Below are 15,196 nucleotides of genomic sequence, written 5' to 3'. Positions count from 1 at the left end.
CGGACCCGTCCCGCGACGTGGTCCGGCCGGTTCAGGCCGGGGTGGGCTGGAGGGCCGCGCCCAGTTCGGTGCGTGAGGTGATGCCGAGTTTGGGGAAGATCCGGTGCAGGTGGGTGCTCACCGTTCGGTGGGACAGGTACAGGCGTTCGCCGATTTCCCGGTTGGTCAGGCCCTCGGCGGCCAGGCGGGCGATGTTGAGTTCGTGTGCGGTGAGGTCGTGGTAGGCGTCCTCGCGGTGTTCGGGGCTGGCCTCGCCGGTGGCGCGCAGGTCTCGGCGGGCGCGTTCGCTCCAGCCGGGCATGCCGAGGGCGTCGAAGGTTTCGCGGGCCGCGCGCAGGTAGGGGCGGGAGTCGGCTGGGCGGCGCTGGCGGCGTAGCCATTCGCCGAAGGCGAGTTGGAGCCTGCCGCGTTCCAATGGCCAGCGGGTCAGGTCTGCTTCCAGTGCGGTGCGGAACAGGCTTTCGGCGCGGTCGTCGGTGGCGAGTACGGCTCTGGCGTAGCGCAGGCCGATGGTGAGGGCGGGGGAGGAGGTGGACAGGGCGGCCGCCTCCAGGTCGGCGACGATCTTGCGTACCTCGTCGGCCTGGTCGCAGCGCAGGCCCGCTTCGGCCAGCTCGGGCAACAGGTAGCAGCGCAGGGCCAGTTGGTAGGCGGGGTCGGCGGGATCGTGCACGCGGCGCAGGGCGAGGAAGGCGTCGGCGTACCGGCCCGCGCCCAGGGCGGCGATGCCCCTGGCCAGCTGGACCTTGGCCAGCACCGGGCGGGCCGCGGCCGCCAGGCCGACCTGTTCTGCTTCCGCGGCAAGGGTTTCCGCCTGTTCGTACTCGCCGCGCAGTGCGCTGATCTCCGCCTGTACCGCGCGGGCCAGGCCGTACATGTAGGGCTGCCGGGTTTCCCTGGCGAGCTGGGCGGCCTCCTCGGCGGCGGGGGCGGCGGTGAGCAGGTCGCCCAGCCGCACGCAGCTCCACGCCTGCACCGCGAGCGCCCTGGCGACCAGGGCGAGTTTGCCCTCGGACCGCAGACCCGGTTGCGCCGCGGCGGAGAACCGGGCGGACTCGGTCAGCGCGCCCACCTGCAGGGCCGCGCTGCTCAGGTATCGGTAGGCGATGGGGTCGCCGCTGCCCTCGGCCGCCAATTCGCGCAGCCGCGCGACCACCACATCGCCGCGGTCGATCGGGGCCACGTAGGCGGTGATCGCCACCAGCAGCGGATCGTGCGCCGGGAGCGGCAGCCGGTCGGCCACCGCGATGATCCGCGCGCGCACCGCGCTGCCCGGCTCGACCCAGAAGCAGCGCATCGCGGTGCCCCAGAAGATCCGCATCGCCAGGTCCAGGTCGCCGTCGGCGAGCACCTGTTCGACCAGGGTGAGCAGTTCGCCGGGACCGGCGGCGCCCTCGCTGACCCCGTCGTCGAAGGCACTGGGCAGCCAGGCGGCCAGTGATCGTTGCCGGGCGGTCAGCGGCAGTGCGCGCAGCTCGGCCAGCACGCGGTCCACGGTGTCCCGGTGGCCGGAGTCGACCGCGAGTTCGCCCGCCCGCAACAGTCGCCGCACCCGGTCCGCCGGGTCCGCGCTCAGGTGCGCGGCGCGTTCCAGCGCACTGATCGCGGCCGCCACGCCGCCGCGGCGCTGGGCCCGGTCCGCGGTGGCCTCCAGGTCGGCGGCCACCTGCTCGTCCGGGCCCAGGGTGGCCGCGGCCCGGTGCCAGGCCCGCCGGTCCGGCTGGCCGGAGAGCACCTCGGCCAGGGCCAGGTGCGCGGCCTGCCGCGAGCCTAGTTCGGCGGACTGGGCGATGGCCGAGCGGACCAGTGGATGGCGGAACTCGATCACCTCGGAGTCGAGCGTGATCAGTCCGGCCGTGACCGCGGGGCGCAGGGCAGCCACACCCGCCTCTGGCTGGAGACCGGCGGCGGCCAGGATCTCGGCCAGTGCGCCGTGTTCGTGCAGGGCCGCGATCAGCAGGCAGTGCCGGGTGGCGGCGGGCAGGGCGTCCGCACGGGCGGCGAAGGCCTGTTCCAGTCGCGGGGTCAGCGCCAGTGGGCTGGATTCCGTTGCGGTGGAAGGGAGTTCGGTGAGGGCGAGCGGGTTTCCCTCGGCCTGGTCGAGCACTCGGGCGCGGGCCGGTGCGGGCAGGCCGGGGGCCACGCGGTCGAGCAGTGCGGCGGCGGCCTCGGCCGACAGCCGGTCCAGGACGCGTTCGGGCAGGCCCGCGCTGGTGAGCGCGGACGGCTCGCCCGCGCGGTGGGTGGCGATCAGCACCGCGGGTTCGGAGCACAGCCGCCGGGCCACGAAGCTCAGCACCTCCTGACTGGCCTGGTCCAGCCACTGCACGTCGTCCAGCAGCACCGCCAGGGGTGCGGTGGTGGCGGTCTCGGCCAGCAGGTTCACCACCGCCAGCCCGACCAGGCACACCTCCGGCGCCGCACCGTCGGCCAGGCCCAGCGCGGTACCGAGGGCGGCCCGCTGACCCGCGGGCAGCCCGTTCAGTCCGGTGCGGACGGGGTAGAGCACCTGGTGCAGCCCGGCGAAGGGCACCTGCTGTTCGGACTGCACCCCGTTCGCGGCCAGCACCCGAACCCCCGCGCTCGCGCAGTGCGTCCTGACCTCGGCCAGCAGAGCCGTTTTCCCGGCACCGGGCGCGCCGGAGAGCAGCAGGGCCCCACCGCGGTGCTGGATGTCCTCGATCAACCCGGCCAGGTGTTCGAGTTCTGCTTGCCGTCCGATCAGGGACAACGCGGCTCCTCCTCGCGGCAGGTGACCCTGCCGGCGGGCAGGCTGCCCCCAGTATCGACCCAAACACCGGATCAGCGGGGGTGCCGTGACCTGCCACGATCCGGTCGACGCCGGGTGAGGTGCGATTTTCCCGGCGCCGACCGACCGTTCGGTAAGGAGACCGCAAGAATTACTTGACAGCCTCAGCCCTGGTCAGCGCAGCGAGCGCAGGCCGGTGCGCAGCTCCTCGACGAGCAGTTCCGGCTGCTCCCAGGCGGCGAAGTGCCCGCCCTTGGGCAGCCGGTTGTAGTGGATGAGGCCGGGGTAGGCGTCCTTGGCCCAGGTGTGCGGGGCCTGGTACAGCTCGTCCGGGAACACGCTCACCGCCACCGGCAGGGTGACGCCCTTGACGCCGAAGAAGGCGAACTTGTTCTCCCAGTACAGCCGGAAGGAGGACACCCCGGTGTTGGTCAGCCAGAACAGCGTGATGTTGTCCAGCACGTCGTCGCGGGTCAGGCCCTCCGGCTGCCCGGCGAAGGACCGGGTGATCAGCGCCATGCTCGGCGTGTCGTGGTCGATCATGATGGTGGCCAGCCCGACCGGTGAGTCGGCCACGGCGGCCAGCGTCTGCGGCCGGGTGCCCATCAGCTGCGCGTAGCCGATGTGCTTGTGATAGACGTAATCCAGCTGCTCGCAGGTGGCCTTCTCCTCCTCGGACAGGCCCGCCGGAAGCGGGCTGCCGATCTGGATCGCCCGGTCGATCTCCGCCGGGACCACCCCGGCCATGTTGGTGTGCAACCCGATCAGCCCCGGCGCCTGCTGCACCGCCATCAGGTCGGTGACGATGGCGCCCCAGTCCCCGCCCTGCGCGACGTAGCGGGTGTAGCCAAGGCGGGTCATCAACTCGGCCCAGGCACTGGCGATCCGGTCCGGGCCCCAGCCGGTGCCGGCCGGCCTGCCGGAGAAGCCGTAGCCGGGCATGGACGGGATGATCAGGTGGAAGGCGTCCTCGGCCCTGCCGCCGTGCGCGGTGGGGTTGGTCAGCGGTTCGACCAGCTTCAACTGCTCGATCACCGAACCCGGCCAGCCGTGCGTGATGATCATCGGCAGCGCGTTCTCGTGCTTGGAGCGCACGTGCGTGAAGTGGATGTCCAGGCCGTCGATCTCGGTGATGAACTGCGGGTAGGCGTTCAGTCGCGCCTCACAGGCCCGCCAGTCGTACTCCTGCACCCAGTACCGGGCGAGTTCCTGGATGGTGGCCAGCTGCACGCCCTGGGACTGGTCAGGGACCGTCTCCCGGTCCGGCCAGCGGGTGGCGGTGATCCGCGCCCGCAGGTCCTGCAGGTCGGCCTCGGGGATGTCGACGGTGAACGGCCGGATCGCTGGGGTGTGCGCGTCGGACATGTCGATCTCCTCACGGTGAGTTCCTGATTGCTCACTCATGGTGCTGACCGGGATGGCGCAGCCGGAATCCGTCAGGTGACTTAGTCGCCGGAGTAACCGGTGCGGCGGCGCGTGATCGACAAGACTGGGTGGATGGAGTTCCTCTGCTACCACCGTGACCGGCCCGGCTCGATGCCGCTGCGGATGGCGCTGCTGGAAGCGCACTGGTCCTATATGGACGGTTTCGCCGAGCGGATGATCGCCCGCGGCCCGACCCTGGACGGCGAGATCGCCACCGGCAGCCTGCACATCCTGGACCTGCCTGATCAGGCCGCCGCCCGCGCCTTCGCCTTCGACGAGCCCGGCTACCAGGCCGGGGCCTACCGGGATGTGCTGCTGCGCCGCTGGCAGAACGCGCTGGGCCGCACGATGTGGGAGTTCCCCGGCGGCCGCACCGGCGGCGACCGCTACCTGGTGCTCGGCCTCGGCGAGGGCGAACCCGCCGACCTCGCGGTGCCGGATCTGGACGGGCTGATCGCCTTTGGCCCACTGCTCGCCGACGACGGCGTCACCTGGCTGGGCACGGCGGCGCTGCTGGTGGCCGCCGACCCGGCCGCGGCGCGGGCCGTGCTGACCCCTGACCGCTACGCCGCGATCGAGGTGCACCGCTGGCAGTTCGGCGGCCGACCTTCCTGACCAGCGGGGATCCCGGGTGACGTAGTCGGATGGCGTCATCCGACGGGCGCGCGAACCACCCCGGCCGACCTAGGTTCGGCGCCGTGCCCGAGGTGATCGAAACCCGCTGGAACCGCCTGACCGCGGCCGAACTGAACGCGCTCGCCGCCGCCGGAGCGGTGGTGTTGCTGCCCATCGGCTCCACCGAGCAGCACGGCCCGCACCTGCCCACCGGCGTGGACGACTTCCTGGCCACCGAGGTGTGTGCCCGCGCGGTCAGGGAACTGGCCGGGCGCGCGCCGGTGGTGCTCGCCCCGTCGATCCCGTTCGGCCTGGCCGAGCACCACATGGCCTTCGGCGGCACCCTCACCCTGTCCCTGCCGACCCTGCACGCCCTGCTCCGGGACCTGTGCAAATCGTTGCTGCGGGCCGGGTTCCGCCGGATCCTGGTCGTCAACGGTCACGGCGGCAACATGACCGCCCTGCACGCGCTGGTCACCGAACTGACCGCGGAACTGCCGGCCCGGATCGGCCTGACCAACTACTTCACCCTGGCCCGTGAGGAAATCCAGGACACCCTGGAGGCCCAGCCCGGCCTGATGCACGCCTGCGAGGGCGAAACCTCGATGATCATGGCGGCCTGGCCGGAACTGGTGCGCGCCCAACACCTGCCCGCCGCGGTCGGCCCGCCGATCACGCTGCCGGCCGAGTCCACCGCCCCCGCCTATTTCGCGGTGTCCTTCAAGGACTTCACCGCCTCCGGCGTGGCCGGTGACGCACGCGGAGCCACCCCGGTCAAGGGCGAACGCCTGCTCGCGGCCAGTGCCACCGCGTTGTGCGAGTTGCTGCTCGGCGACGAGTGGGCGCGGCCGTGACCCGGATCCGCTACCGGGTGTGGGCGGCCAACTTCACCGCGGCGATCATCAACTTCGGCGACCGGGTCGCGCTCTCGGTGGCCGCGCCGTTCATCCTGGCCGAGTACCACTTCTCGCCGGTGGTCTGGGGGATCATCCTCAGCTCGTTCTTCTGGACCTACACGCCCTTCGCGCTGATCGGCGGGTTCCTGGTGGACCGCTTCGGCGTGCGCCGGGCCTACCTGGCCTGCATGCTCGGCTGGTCGCTGACCATCCCGCTCACCGCCGCGGCCTGGGACGTCACCACGTTCATCTTCGCCCGCCTGCTCTTCGGCATCGGCGAGGCCCCGCAGGGCCCGATCAGCGCCAAGCTCACCGCGAACTGGTTCCCGGCCCGGCAGGCATCCACCATGCTCAACACCGCCCAGGCCGGCACCACCATCGGTCCGATCCTGGCCACCCCGCTGATCGTGTGGATCAGCAGCACCCTGGGCTGGCGGCCCGCGTTCGTGCTGCTGGGTCTGATCGGCGTGCTGTGGTGCGGGATCTGGTGGCTGGTCGGCCGGGACAGGCCCGAGGACCACCCCGGCGTGGACGCCGCCGAACTCGCCTACATCCGGGCCGACCACGCACCGCCCACTGTGGACAGTGCCGCCACCGGGTTCCGGTCGCTGGCCAGGGATCGGCGGGTGGTGGCGCTGGCGATCGCCTTCTTCGCCTACTCCTGGGTGCTGTTCATGTTCCTCACCTGGTACCCCACCTACCTGGTGGAGGCGCGCGGGGTGGCCAAGGCCGACCTCGGCGCGATCGCCACCTACCCGTGGATCACCGCCACCGTCGGCCTGGTCGCCGGTGGGGTGGTGGCCGACCGGCTGATCAGGCGGTTCGGCAGCTTCGTCACCCCGCGCAAGTGGATGATCGTGGGCTGCCTGACCGCGGTGGCGGTGTGTTTCGCCCCGTCCCCGTTCGTCGACTCGCCGGATCTCGCGCTGCTGCTGGTGTGCGTGGCCACCTTCTTCCTGCTGGCCAGCTACCAGTACCTGGCGGTGATCGTGGCCATCGTGCCGCCGCACTACACCGGGCGGATGGCCGGGCTGGTCCAGATGTGCTCGGCCGCGGCCGGGATCCTGGCGCCCATCGCCACCGGCTGGATCGTCGAGATCACCGGCAGCTTCACCGCCGCGTTCGTGCTCGGCGGCGCGATCGCCCTGCTCGGCGCCGCGCTCACCCTTGTCCTGGTCCGGGACACCACCGTTGCTACGAAAGGTGATCACCATGTCCGCCGAGCCCACCGGGATCTCCCGGCGTAACGCGATCCGCGCCGCGGGCGCCGGTGCGCTGCTGTTCGGATTGTCCACCGCCCCAACGGCTTCGGCCACCCCATCCGGTCGCGCGCCGTCCGGCCATGGTTCCGTGTCCCAGGCCCCGAACCTGCCCCGCGGTTTCACCAAGACCTTCACCAGTCACTACATCGACACCGGCGACCTGCGTCAGCACGCGGTCATCGGCGGCGAGGGCCCGCCACTGCTCCTGCTGCACGGCTGGCCGCAGACCTGGTACACCTGGCGCCTGCTGATGCCCGCGCTGGCCAAGGACTTCCGGGTGATCGCGGTCGACCAGCGCGGCTGCGGCCTGACCGGCAAACCCCGCACCGGCTACGACACCGGCACCCTGGCCGCCGACCTGGTCGCGCTGATGAGCAAGCTCGGCCACCCGCGTTTCGCGTTGGTGGGCCACGACACCGGCATGCCGATCAGCTACGCCCTGGCCGCCGACCACCCCGACCGGGTCGAGCGCCTGGCCGTGGCCGAGGCCATCATCCCCGGCCTGACCCAGTCCCCGCCGCTGCTGGGCACCTCCAAGGCCAACGAACGCCTGTGGCACTTCGGTTTCAACCGCCTGGGCGGCGAGGTCAACGAACGTCTGGTCCAGGGCCGCGAACAGATCTACTTCGGCGCCAAGTTCGCCGCCTCGGCCTACCGCCCACTGCCCGAGTACGCGGTCCGGCACTACATCAACACCCTGGCCAGGGACGGCGAGGCGTTGCGTGGCAGCTTCGAGTGGTACCGGGCGCTGGAGGCCACCATCGCGCAGAACGAACGGCGCAAGGCAACGCGGCTGACCCTGCCGGTGCTGGCCATCGGCGGCGGGGAGAGCGCGGGGGAGGGGATCGCGAACACCATGCGACTGGCGGCGGACGATGTGCGCAGTGTGGTGATTCCGCGGTGCGGGCATTGGATCACCGAGGAGGCGCCCGCGGAGGTGCTGGCGGCGCTGAGCACGTTCCTGGCGCCGTAATCGGCGCGGCTCGCCCTCGGCCGGTGAGGAGCTGGCCGGGGGACTGGCGGCTGTACGGCTCGGAGGAACTGCGGCTGAACGGCTCGGCCGCCCAGGTGGACGCCTCCTTCCGCGCGCTGCGGCCACCGGCGTGGCGACGCTGACCGGCCCGGCCGGGCGGTACCGGATGTCGGTGCCGGGCCGCTGGCTGTACCAGCTCCGGCCGGTGGGCCGGTAACCCGTTGGACGGTCCGGGATCGCGGTCCCGGACCGTCCACAGTGCTCAGTCGCGCAGCGCGGCGACCGCGGCGGCGGTGTACCGGTCGCCGAAGCGGGTCAGCGGCGCGTACGCCGCCGCCCGGCGGTGCCGGATCTGCCGCAGCTCGGCCACCGCGTTGGCCGGTCCGTCCTGGTGCTGGGCGATCGAGTGCCGCAGGAAGACCATCGAGTAGGCCAGGGTGGCGTGCCGTTCGGCGTCGATCAGGTCGGCCTCCAGGAGATCGTCCCTGGCGATGGCCAGCCCGGGGGTGCGGGCGTGCAGTTCGTTGTAGGGCTCGGGTAGTTCGGTGAGCAGTTCCCGGATGGCCGTGCGGAAGAACTTGTACCCGCGGTGCATGCGACCGCTCAACGGCTTCGGCTCCGCGGGCGGCGCCATGGTCGGCCGCAGCACCCGCTGGTAGTGCTCGGCAGGCATCGCGCAGGCGTGCGCCATCGCCGCCGGGAACCCGCGCACCTGGATCACCGCTCGCCGCATCGCCGCCACCGCCGCGGCCGGATCGTCCCGCCGCAACTGCCTGGCCGCCTCGAACACCGCGGCCGCCGCGCCCACGTTGAACAGCACGTGCACCTGGTGCCCGATGATCCACCGCGCGCGCCACTCCCCGTGCGGATCCGCCGATCGCACCGGTTCCGGCGCCGGGAGGTGCTCCTGCGCGGTCGCCGCCGCGGGTGCGGGTGTGGCGAGCAGGTCGAGCAGGGCCTGGCGCATCCCGGCCAGTTCCAGGGCCAGGTCCGCGCCGGAGACCGGGGCCGTCGCGAGGTCGGCCAGGCCGCGCAACACCACCAGGACCCCGTGCAGGGCGGCCTGTTCGGCGGGGAGCACGGTCTCCCGCACCCGGAAGTAGGACTCGCTGGGTGAGTGGGTCGGCAGGGTCTCGCCGGGTAGGTGCACCACTCGCCCGGACACCGCGGCGACCAGGTCCGCGGTGGCCGCCATGGCCCGGCGGATCCCGTTGCCGCGTAAGGGTTCCGGCGCGTGCGTGGCCACCTCGGCGAGCGCGCTGGCGGCGAGCTGGGCGTGATCGTGCACCCCGGTGGCGAACCGGGGCGGCGCGGCGGGCGTGGTGGGGTCCCGGAAGACGGCGACGGGCGGGTGGCCCTCCGCTGGCGAGCTGTCCATCCATCCAGTCTTGGGCCTGCGCACGGCCCGGCACTGCCGCCGATCAGGGAGAACCGGCCGCCCAGGCGTCGGAACCACCCGGTCGTGGCGTGGCATCCCGGTTGCCGGGCCCGGCAGGCGGCGAGACGATGCTCAGTCCGTGACCGAACACGCGCGTGCAGCGCGAACGAGGTGAGCACGATGGAAAACCGTTGGATGATCGAACTGCGGTTCGACGAGGACGGCACCCGGACCATGGCCACCGCCACCCTCACCGGCTCCGGCGCCCCGGACGTGCGCGGCCACGGCTACGCCCGCCGCAACCCCGCCGACACCCCGGACGCCTGCGTCGGCGAGGAGATCGCCGCGGCCAGGGCACTGTCCAACCTGTCGCACGAACTGGTGGACGCGGCGGCCCGGCGGATCGAGGAACGCACCCACAGCCCGGCCCGCCTGAGCGTGTAGCCGCAGCTCAGGACGGCTTCCACTCACTCGCCAGCAGCGAGAACACCTCCACGTCCTGCCGCACCCCTCGGTGCGGGAAGGACTGACGCAGCACGCCCTCCCTGGTGAACCCCAGGCGCTCCGCGGTGGCGATGCTGCGCGCGTTGTCCGGCACGGTCCGCCACTCCACCCTGGACATCCCGCGCACCCCGAACGCCCAGTCCAGCATCACGCCGACCGCCGTGGTCACCAGCCCGCGCCCGACCGCCTCCGGCGCCAGCCAGACCCCGATCTCGCACACCCCGGTCCGGCTGTCCCACACCCGGAACAGGGTGCCGCCGACGAGTTTCCCGCCCAGCCAGATGCCCAGGATCCGGCCGTTGCCCCTGGCCTGTTCGTCGGCGTAGCGCTGCAGGAACATGGCGGCGGTCTCGGTGTCCACCACGGTCAGCGCCCAGGGCAGCCAGGGCGCGAGGTGCGCGCGGGCGGCGTCGACGTGGTTGGCGAATTCGTTGGCCCGCCAGGGTTCCAGCGCGGCCAGTTCGGCGTTCTCGGTCAGGGTGCGGGTCAGCAATGGGTCCCCGTTTCGGTGCAGAACGTTTGTTGTGTACCGTAGCAGCATGCCGGCCAGAGGAGACCACGAGGCGAGACGCGCGGAGGTCTCCGAGGCGGTGTGGCGGGTGCTGGCCGCACAGGGTTTCGGCGGGCTGACCATGCGGGCGGTGGCGGCTGAGCTTGGCGCGTCCACCGGGTTGCTGACGCACTACTTCCGCAGCAAGCGGGAGCTGGTCCGGTACGCCTACGAGATCGCGGAACTGCGCACCTCCGGCCGGGTCCGGCAGCCGCGGGCGGCGCCGGGACTGGCCGCGTTGCGCGCGGCGCTGGCCGATGTGCTGCCGCTGGCCCCGGAGATGGTGGTGATGAGCCGGGTCTGGATCAGTTTCTGGGACGCCGCGCTGGGGGACGCCGAGCTGGGGGCGAGTCAGCGGGCCCGGTACGAGCGGTGGCGGGGCCGGTTGCGCGGGCATGTCGAGGACGCGCGGGAGCTGGGCGAGATCCCCGGGTCCGCGGACACCGGGGATCTCGCCGCCACCGCTGGTGGGTTCGCGCATGGACTGGTGGTGCAGGCGTTGTTCGACCCGGACCGATTCCCGCCGGAGCGGCAACTGGCCCTGCTGGACGGGTTTCTGGAGTCGATCAGGCCGGGGAGAGCAGGCAGCCCGGGATCGGCCCGCGCACCTGGAAGGTGAGGGTCCAGGTGGGCTCGGTGCCGCCGCCGTGCAGCGGCTTGCTCACGCCGATCAGCAGGGTGGCGCCCGGTTTGACCTCATTGGTGTGGAAGGAGACCTCCTTCACCTTGGGCCCGATTCCGAAGCGGAGGATGTCCGGGACCTGCTGGGCGGGGTCGATGCGGTCCTTGCAGTCCTTGGTCACCGGCAGGGCACGCATCGGCACGCCCATCCGGCCCAGCTCCTTGTTCAGCGCGTCGATCGCGCCGAACTCCTTGATGGTGATGGTGACCTTGCCGTCGTTGTCCTTGGTCACCGCGAAGGCGGGCGGGCCCTCGCCCAGCACCGACACCCCGGCGAACACCAGCCCGGCGACCGCGGCCGCCGCCCCCGCGATCCACAGTGGACGGACACCCCGGCGTCGACGGGGTGCGGGCCCCTCGGCCAGCTCGGCCCCGTGTTCGGCCATCAGGTTGCCCAGCAGCCGTTCCTCGAACGTGCCCATCAGCTTTCACCCCTTGACGTCTCGGCGAGTCCGCGCAGCCTGGCGCGGGCCCGGAACAACCTGATCCGCAGTGCGCCGGAGGACACTCCCAGGGCCACCGCCGCCTCCTTGGGGCTCAGGCTCGCGATGTCCACCAGCTCGATCACCTCTCGGTCCACAGTGGACAGAGAAGCCAGGCCGTCGAGCAGGACCCGGCCCGCGCGTTCGGCGTCGATGCGCAGCACCAGTTCGGCTGCCTCGTCCACGTCGATCGGGCGGTGACCGGCCAGCCGGGCGGTGACCTCGGCGCCCCGGCTGTGTCGTTGGCAGTGCTGGGCGAAAACGTGCCGTCCGATGCCCAGCAACCAGCCGCGGGCGGTGCCCCTGGCCGGGTCGAAGGTGCGGAAGGAGGTGATCGCCTGCACGAAGGTCTCCGACGTGAGGTCGGCGACGGTCTGCGGATCGGTGGTGCGCCGCGCGAAGAACGCGGTCACCACGGCGAAGTTCGCCCGGTAGATCGTCTCGAACGCACTCGCCTGCCCGCTCGCGACGGCCGGTCGCGTCCCGGGCGGCGGTTGTGCTTCGACCATGGTTTCGCTCACGTTCACTAGTTGCGGCCCAGCCGGAATCCCGTTACGCGGCCGCCGCCGGGCCGAGATTACGGCTTTCCTGACCACGGCTTCCCGGTTTCGCGAGCTTCGTGGCAGGATGACGGCCATGACGATCCGAAAGGGCCATGCCGCGTAGGCGCCCCGGTCAGCTCCGCGCCCACCCGCGACCGTGGTGGCAGCTCGGAAGAAAGTTCCCCCAGGTCTCCGGGGTTTCCGCGGGCACTGTGCGGGCGATCGCCGAACTCGAACGCGACCGGCTCAAGCCGGGTGCGATCGCCGAGGCACTCGACGGCTGGTCCCGATTCGTGCACGGCACCCGGCACACGCTGGCCACCTACGCGCCGGAGGACTGTCCCTGCCCTGGCTGCCAGTGGGACGATCCGGTCGAGCGGCGCAAGGCGTTGCTGCTGGCCCTGCACGTGTTGCCGACCAGGGCGGCCCGTGAGCTGCGCGCGCTGATCCGGCCGCTGGACGAGCGGTACCTGAGCCGCTCGGTCCCGGCCCCGGAGACCAGCCACATCCGGTATCTGCTCACCGTTGACCCGGCCGGATAGTGCCTGCTCAGACGCCCAGACCACCGGCCACGGTCAGTTCATGGCCGGTGAACTCGCCGGTCGGCAACGGCATGGCCCGGCCGATCGCCGCCTTGGTCCCGGGCAGCTCCAGCGAGGCGGCGTGGTGCTCCATGGGAGGTAGCCCTGGCTCGTGCGGCCAGCCTCGCACGTGGGTCCGACAGTCCGCTGGCGACCGGTACCGTGACCCGGTGCCCGAGCCGAGGAGGTCCTGATGGGTTCGTTCGACGTGCCCCTGGCCGATGAACGCACCCAGCTGGCGGCGTTCGTCGAGGAGTACCGCGGTGCCGTCGAGGCGACCCTGGACGGACTCACCGAGGAACAGGCCCGCCGTCGGCTCGTTTCCTCGTCGACCACGGTGCTCGGGCTGCTCAAGCACGTCACCTGGATGCAGCGGGTGTGGTTCGAGGAGTGCGTCGGCGGCCGGTCCCGCCGGGAACTGGGCCTGGTGCCGAACCCGGAGGAGTCCTTCCGGCTCGCCGACGCCGACACCATCGCCTCGGTCACCGCTGCCCACCGGGAAGCGTGCGCCACGGCCCGGACGGTGACCGCGGACCTGCCGCTGGATACCGTCATGACCGGTCACCGGACCGGGCCGCGCACGCTTCGCTGGGTCTACCTGCAGGTGTTGCGGGAGCTGGCGCACCACTGTGGACACGCCGACATCCTGCGCGAACAGCTGCTCGCCGACTGAGTCCCGCGCCGCTACACCGCGAGCGGGGCCATGGCCTTCCACTCGCCGGGCTCGCCCGCGGCGACGCAGATCCAGCCGGGGGTGCCGCCCGCGGTGGGCCTGGCGTGCCAGCAGGTGTCGCCGGGCTGGAAGGACCCGGCCATGCCCGCGGTCTTCGGGTCCCGCAGGCCGTACAGCTCGCGCCGCCCACGGCCGTGGACCGGGGTGCTGGGGAAGAGGTGCGCGCTGTCGCTGAAGTCGGCGGTGCGCGAGTAGGCGAAGTCCAGGTGCAGCAGTTCGCCCTTGAACTCCCAGGGTTTGCTGGTCCGGTTGACCAGGCCACGCAGGAACACGCCGGTGCCCGCGCTGCTGTGCAGGCACTTGCGCAGGGTCGACGGTTCCGGTGACGCGGCGTGCAGCAGGTCGGAATCGCTGTGCAGCACCGGTTGCGGGGTGATTTCGGGGTCGGTCTTCACCGCGTTGACGTAGAACGCCAGCCGGTCCGCGGCCGTGGCATTGGTGGTGTTCATGGCGCAGTCGGTGAACACGTTGTCCGAGGAGTAGGTGTCGCCGATCAGGTCGACGTACAGGCCGTTCCAGTTGGTGTTCTGCACCGTGTTGTCTCGCACCGTGCCGCTGAAACCGTTGAGCAGCAGGCCGTAGGCGCCGGTGCCGGAGACGGTGTTGCCGATGATCGAGCCGTTCCAGGTGCGGTTGACCGCGATGCCGTACTCACGCACGGCGCGCACCGAGTTGCCCACGATGACCGGCTGCCGGAACCCGGCCTTCGGCACCTCGCTGGCGATGTTGAGCACGACCCCCGCCGCGGCGTCGTACAGCACGTTGTCGCTGACCACCAGGGAGGACACGTCCTCCTGGACCGAGGAAGCGATCTGCACGTTGACGCAGTTGAGCGCCACCTTCCGGATGACGTTGCCGCTGATCTGCGCGCCGCCGGGGGCCGAGAGGTACATGCCGTGCTGGCCTGGGATGTCGTGGATGACGTTGTCGCTGATCACCAGGCCGTTGCCGTGACCGGAGCCGATGCCGAAGCAGTGGCCGGAGATGGTGTTGCCGCGGATGACGATGTTGTCGTTGGGGCTGCTCTCCCACTGGCCGATGGCGAAGTCGTTGTTGTTGTCCTTGGCCCCGATCGGGCCGGGATCGCTGCCGTTGGCGATGCCGATGCCGGTGATGGTGTTGTCCGCGAACAGGGCCCCGCGCAGCGAGCCGGTCCAGCGGATGCCGCCGCCGGCGTGCCTGGCGATCCGGCAGCCGGACACGGTGACGTTCGTGCATTTGTCGAAGCGGACCGCGGCCACCCCGTTGTACTTCCGGTTCCCGTCCAGGACGACGTGTTCGGTGCCGCGCCCGGTGAAACTCAGTTCACGCACCGCAACGCCCGTGGCGTTGGCGAAACGCAGGATGGCCTTGCCCGCGACGCCGGTGTCGGTCTGGGTGAGCCGGGAGGCCCAGCCCGCGCCGCGCAGGACGATGTTGTCGGCCTGGATGAGGATCTCGCCCTTGACCTGGAAGTCACCCGGCGGGAAGTACACGGTGCCGCCGCCTGCCGCGGCCTTGACCGCCGCGGCGATGCCGGGGGTGTCGTCGAAGCTGCCGTCACCGCGGGCGCCGAAGTCCTTGACGTTGAAGACCAGTGTGGACTCCGGCGCGGCCGGTGCGGCGTGCGCGGTGGCCGCCGGGGCCACGATCGAGGCCGCGGCCCCGATGCCGCCGATCCGCAGGAATCGCTTGCGGTCGAACCGCTTCGCCGGGTCGTGCGCCTGGTCCATCGTGTTGTCCCCCATCGGTCCCGCCCTGCGGCGACTGCCTGTCCGGAGATCAACGTAATCGGAGGTTCTCCCGGCGGCGGAACCCGGTGCGGGGTTCTGCGCGAAAGGGCTGT

General features: G+C 71.7%; 16 protein-coding genes. 8 read left to right on the top strand and 8 right to left on the bottom strand.

Features of this window, described 5'->3' with window-relative positions; genetic code table 11:
* Nucleotides 1-31: 31 nt before the first annotated feature.
* Together HNR67_RS30600 and HNR67_RS30595 are read right to left on the bottom strand one after the other, a co-directional pair.
* Nucleotides 32-2,731: an ATP-binding protein gene (locus HNR67_RS30600; protein WP_185005639.1), complete on the bottom strand. Its 2,700-nt coding sequence runs from the start codon at nt 2,729-2,731 to the stop codon at nt 32-34.
* Between the two features lie 192 nt (nt 2,732-2,923).
* Complete coding sequence (locus tag HNR67_RS30595) at nt 2,924-4,114, bottom strand: epoxide hydrolase family protein (RefSeq protein WP_221490113.1); 1,191 nt, start codon at nt 4,112-4,114, stop codon at nt 2,924-2,926.
* Nucleotides 4,115-4,246: 132 nt separating this feature from the next.
* On the opposite strand from HNR67_RS30595, the gene HNR67_RS30590 reads away from it, so the two are divergent.
* The 4 genes from HNR67_RS30590 to HNR67_RS30575 all read left to right on the top strand — a co-directional run bounded on the left by HNR67_RS30590 (nt 4,247) and on the right by HNR67_RS30575 (nt 7,920).
* Nucleotides 4,247-4,789 carry a YciI family protein gene (locus HNR67_RS30590; RefSeq protein ID WP_185011304.1) on the top strand — a complete coding sequence of 181 codons (543 nt, stop codon included), beginning with the start codon at nt 4,247-4,249 and terminating at the stop codon, nt 4,787-4,789.
* 83 nt (nt 4,790-4,872) lie between these two features.
* The gene (locus HNR67_RS30585) at nt 4,873-5,643 is read left to right on the top strand and encodes a creatininase family protein (protein ID WP_221490112.1); all 771 of its coding nucleotides are present in this window, start codon (nt 4,873-4,875) and stop codon (nt 5,641-5,643) included.
* The gene (locus HNR67_RS30580; protein ID WP_185005637.1) at nt 5,640-6,932 is read left to right on the top strand and encodes an MFS transporter; all 1,293 of its coding nucleotides are present in this window, start codon (nt 5,640-5,642) and stop codon (nt 6,930-6,932) included. The genes HNR67_RS30585 and HNR67_RS30580 overlap by 4 nt, the downstream gene beginning before the upstream one ends.
* The gene (locus HNR67_RS30575) at nt 6,898-7,920 is read left to right on the top strand and encodes an alpha/beta fold hydrolase (protein ID WP_185005636.1); all 1,023 of its coding nucleotides are present in this window, start codon (nt 6,898-6,900) and stop codon (nt 7,918-7,920) included. The genes HNR67_RS30580 and HNR67_RS30575 overlap by 35 nt, the downstream gene beginning before the upstream one ends.
* 262 nt (nt 7,921-8,182) lie before the next feature.
* Here HNR67_RS30575 and HNR67_RS30570 read toward each other — a convergent pair whose 3' ends face one another.
* Nucleotides 8,183-9,298 (bottom strand): hypothetical protein, encoded by a 1,116-nt coding sequence (locus tag HNR67_RS30570; protein WP_185005635.1) that lies wholly within the window; start codon nt 9,296-9,298, stop codon nt 8,183-8,185.
* A gap of 180 nt (nt 9,299-9,478) precedes the next feature.
* Between HNR67_RS30570 and HNR67_RS30565 the strand changes: the two genes are divergently transcribed.
* Nucleotides 9,479-9,742 (top strand): DUF1876 domain-containing protein, encoded by a 264-nt coding sequence (locus tag HNR67_RS30565; protein WP_185005634.1) that lies wholly within the window; start codon nt 9,479-9,481, stop codon nt 9,740-9,742.
* A 7-nt stretch (nt 9,743-9,749) separates the two neighbouring features.
* Here the strand turns inward: HNR67_RS30565 and HNR67_RS30560 are convergent, their stop codons facing one another.
* Nucleotides 9,750-10,295: a GNAT family N-acetyltransferase gene (locus tag HNR67_RS30560; RefSeq protein WP_221490111.1), complete on the bottom strand. Its 546-nt coding sequence runs from the start codon at nt 10,293-10,295 to the stop codon at nt 9,750-9,752.
* A gap of 46 nt (nt 10,296-10,341) precedes the next feature.
* On the opposite strand from HNR67_RS30560, the gene HNR67_RS30555 reads away from it, so the two are divergent.
* Complete coding sequence (locus HNR67_RS30555; RefSeq protein ID WP_221490110.1) at nt 10,342-10,971, top strand: TetR/AcrR family transcriptional regulator; 630 nt, start codon at nt 10,342-10,344, stop codon at nt 10,969-10,971.
* Here HNR67_RS30555 and HNR67_RS30550 read toward each other — a convergent pair.
* On the bottom strand, nt 10,919-11,455 hold the full coding sequence (locus tag HNR67_RS30550; RefSeq protein WP_185005631.1) for a hypothetical protein: 537 nt from the start codon (nt 11,453-11,455) through the stop codon (nt 10,919-10,921). The genes HNR67_RS30555 and HNR67_RS30550 overlap by 53 nt on opposite strands.
* Nucleotides 11,455-12,036, bottom strand: coding sequence for an RNA polymerase sigma factor (locus HNR67_RS30545; RefSeq protein ID WP_185005630.1), 582 nt, complete (start codon nt 12,034-12,036; stop codon nt 11,455-11,457). Before HNR67_RS30545 ends, HNR67_RS30550 begins: the two co-directional genes overlap by 1 nt.
* A gap of 134 nt (nt 12,037-12,170) precedes the next feature.
* Here HNR67_RS30545 and HNR67_RS30540 point away from each other — a divergent pair, with 134 nt between their 5' ends.
* The gene (locus HNR67_RS30540; protein ID WP_185005629.1) at nt 12,171-12,599 is read left to right on the top strand and encodes a hypothetical protein; all 429 of its coding nucleotides are present in this window, start codon (nt 12,171-12,173) and stop codon (nt 12,597-12,599) included.
* A 7-nt stretch (nt 12,600-12,606) separates the two neighbouring features.
* Here HNR67_RS30540 and HNR67_RS45910 read toward each other — a convergent pair whose 3' ends face one another.
* Entirely contained in the window at nt 12,607-12,732 is a 126-nt protein-coding gene (locus HNR67_RS45910) for a hypothetical protein (protein ID WP_281403261.1), read from the bottom strand.
* Between the two features lie 99 nt (nt 12,733-12,831).
* On the opposite strand from HNR67_RS45910, the gene HNR67_RS30530 reads away from it, so the two are divergent.
* On the top strand, nt 12,832-13,311 hold the full coding sequence (locus HNR67_RS30530) for a DinB family protein (RefSeq protein WP_185005628.1): 480 nt from the start codon (nt 12,832-12,834) through the stop codon (nt 13,309-13,311).
* 11 nt (nt 13,312-13,322) lie between these two features.
* Here the strand turns inward: HNR67_RS30530 and HNR67_RS30525 are convergent, their stop codons facing one another.
* Nucleotides 13,323-15,098, bottom strand: coding sequence for a glycosyl hydrolase family 28-related protein (locus tag HNR67_RS30525; protein ID WP_185005627.1), 1,776 nt, complete (start codon nt 15,096-15,098; stop codon nt 13,323-13,325).
* Nucleotides 15,099-15,196 lie beyond the last annotated feature (98 nt).

This window comes from Crossiella cryophila (assembly GCF_014204915.1).
Classification (GTDB): Bacteria; Actinomycetota; Actinomycetes; order Mycobacteriales; family Pseudonocardiaceae; genus Crossiella; species Crossiella cryophila.
The sequence above is the reverse complement of the archived record's forward strand: the minus strand, read 5'-3'. Positions and strand labels throughout refer to the sequence as shown.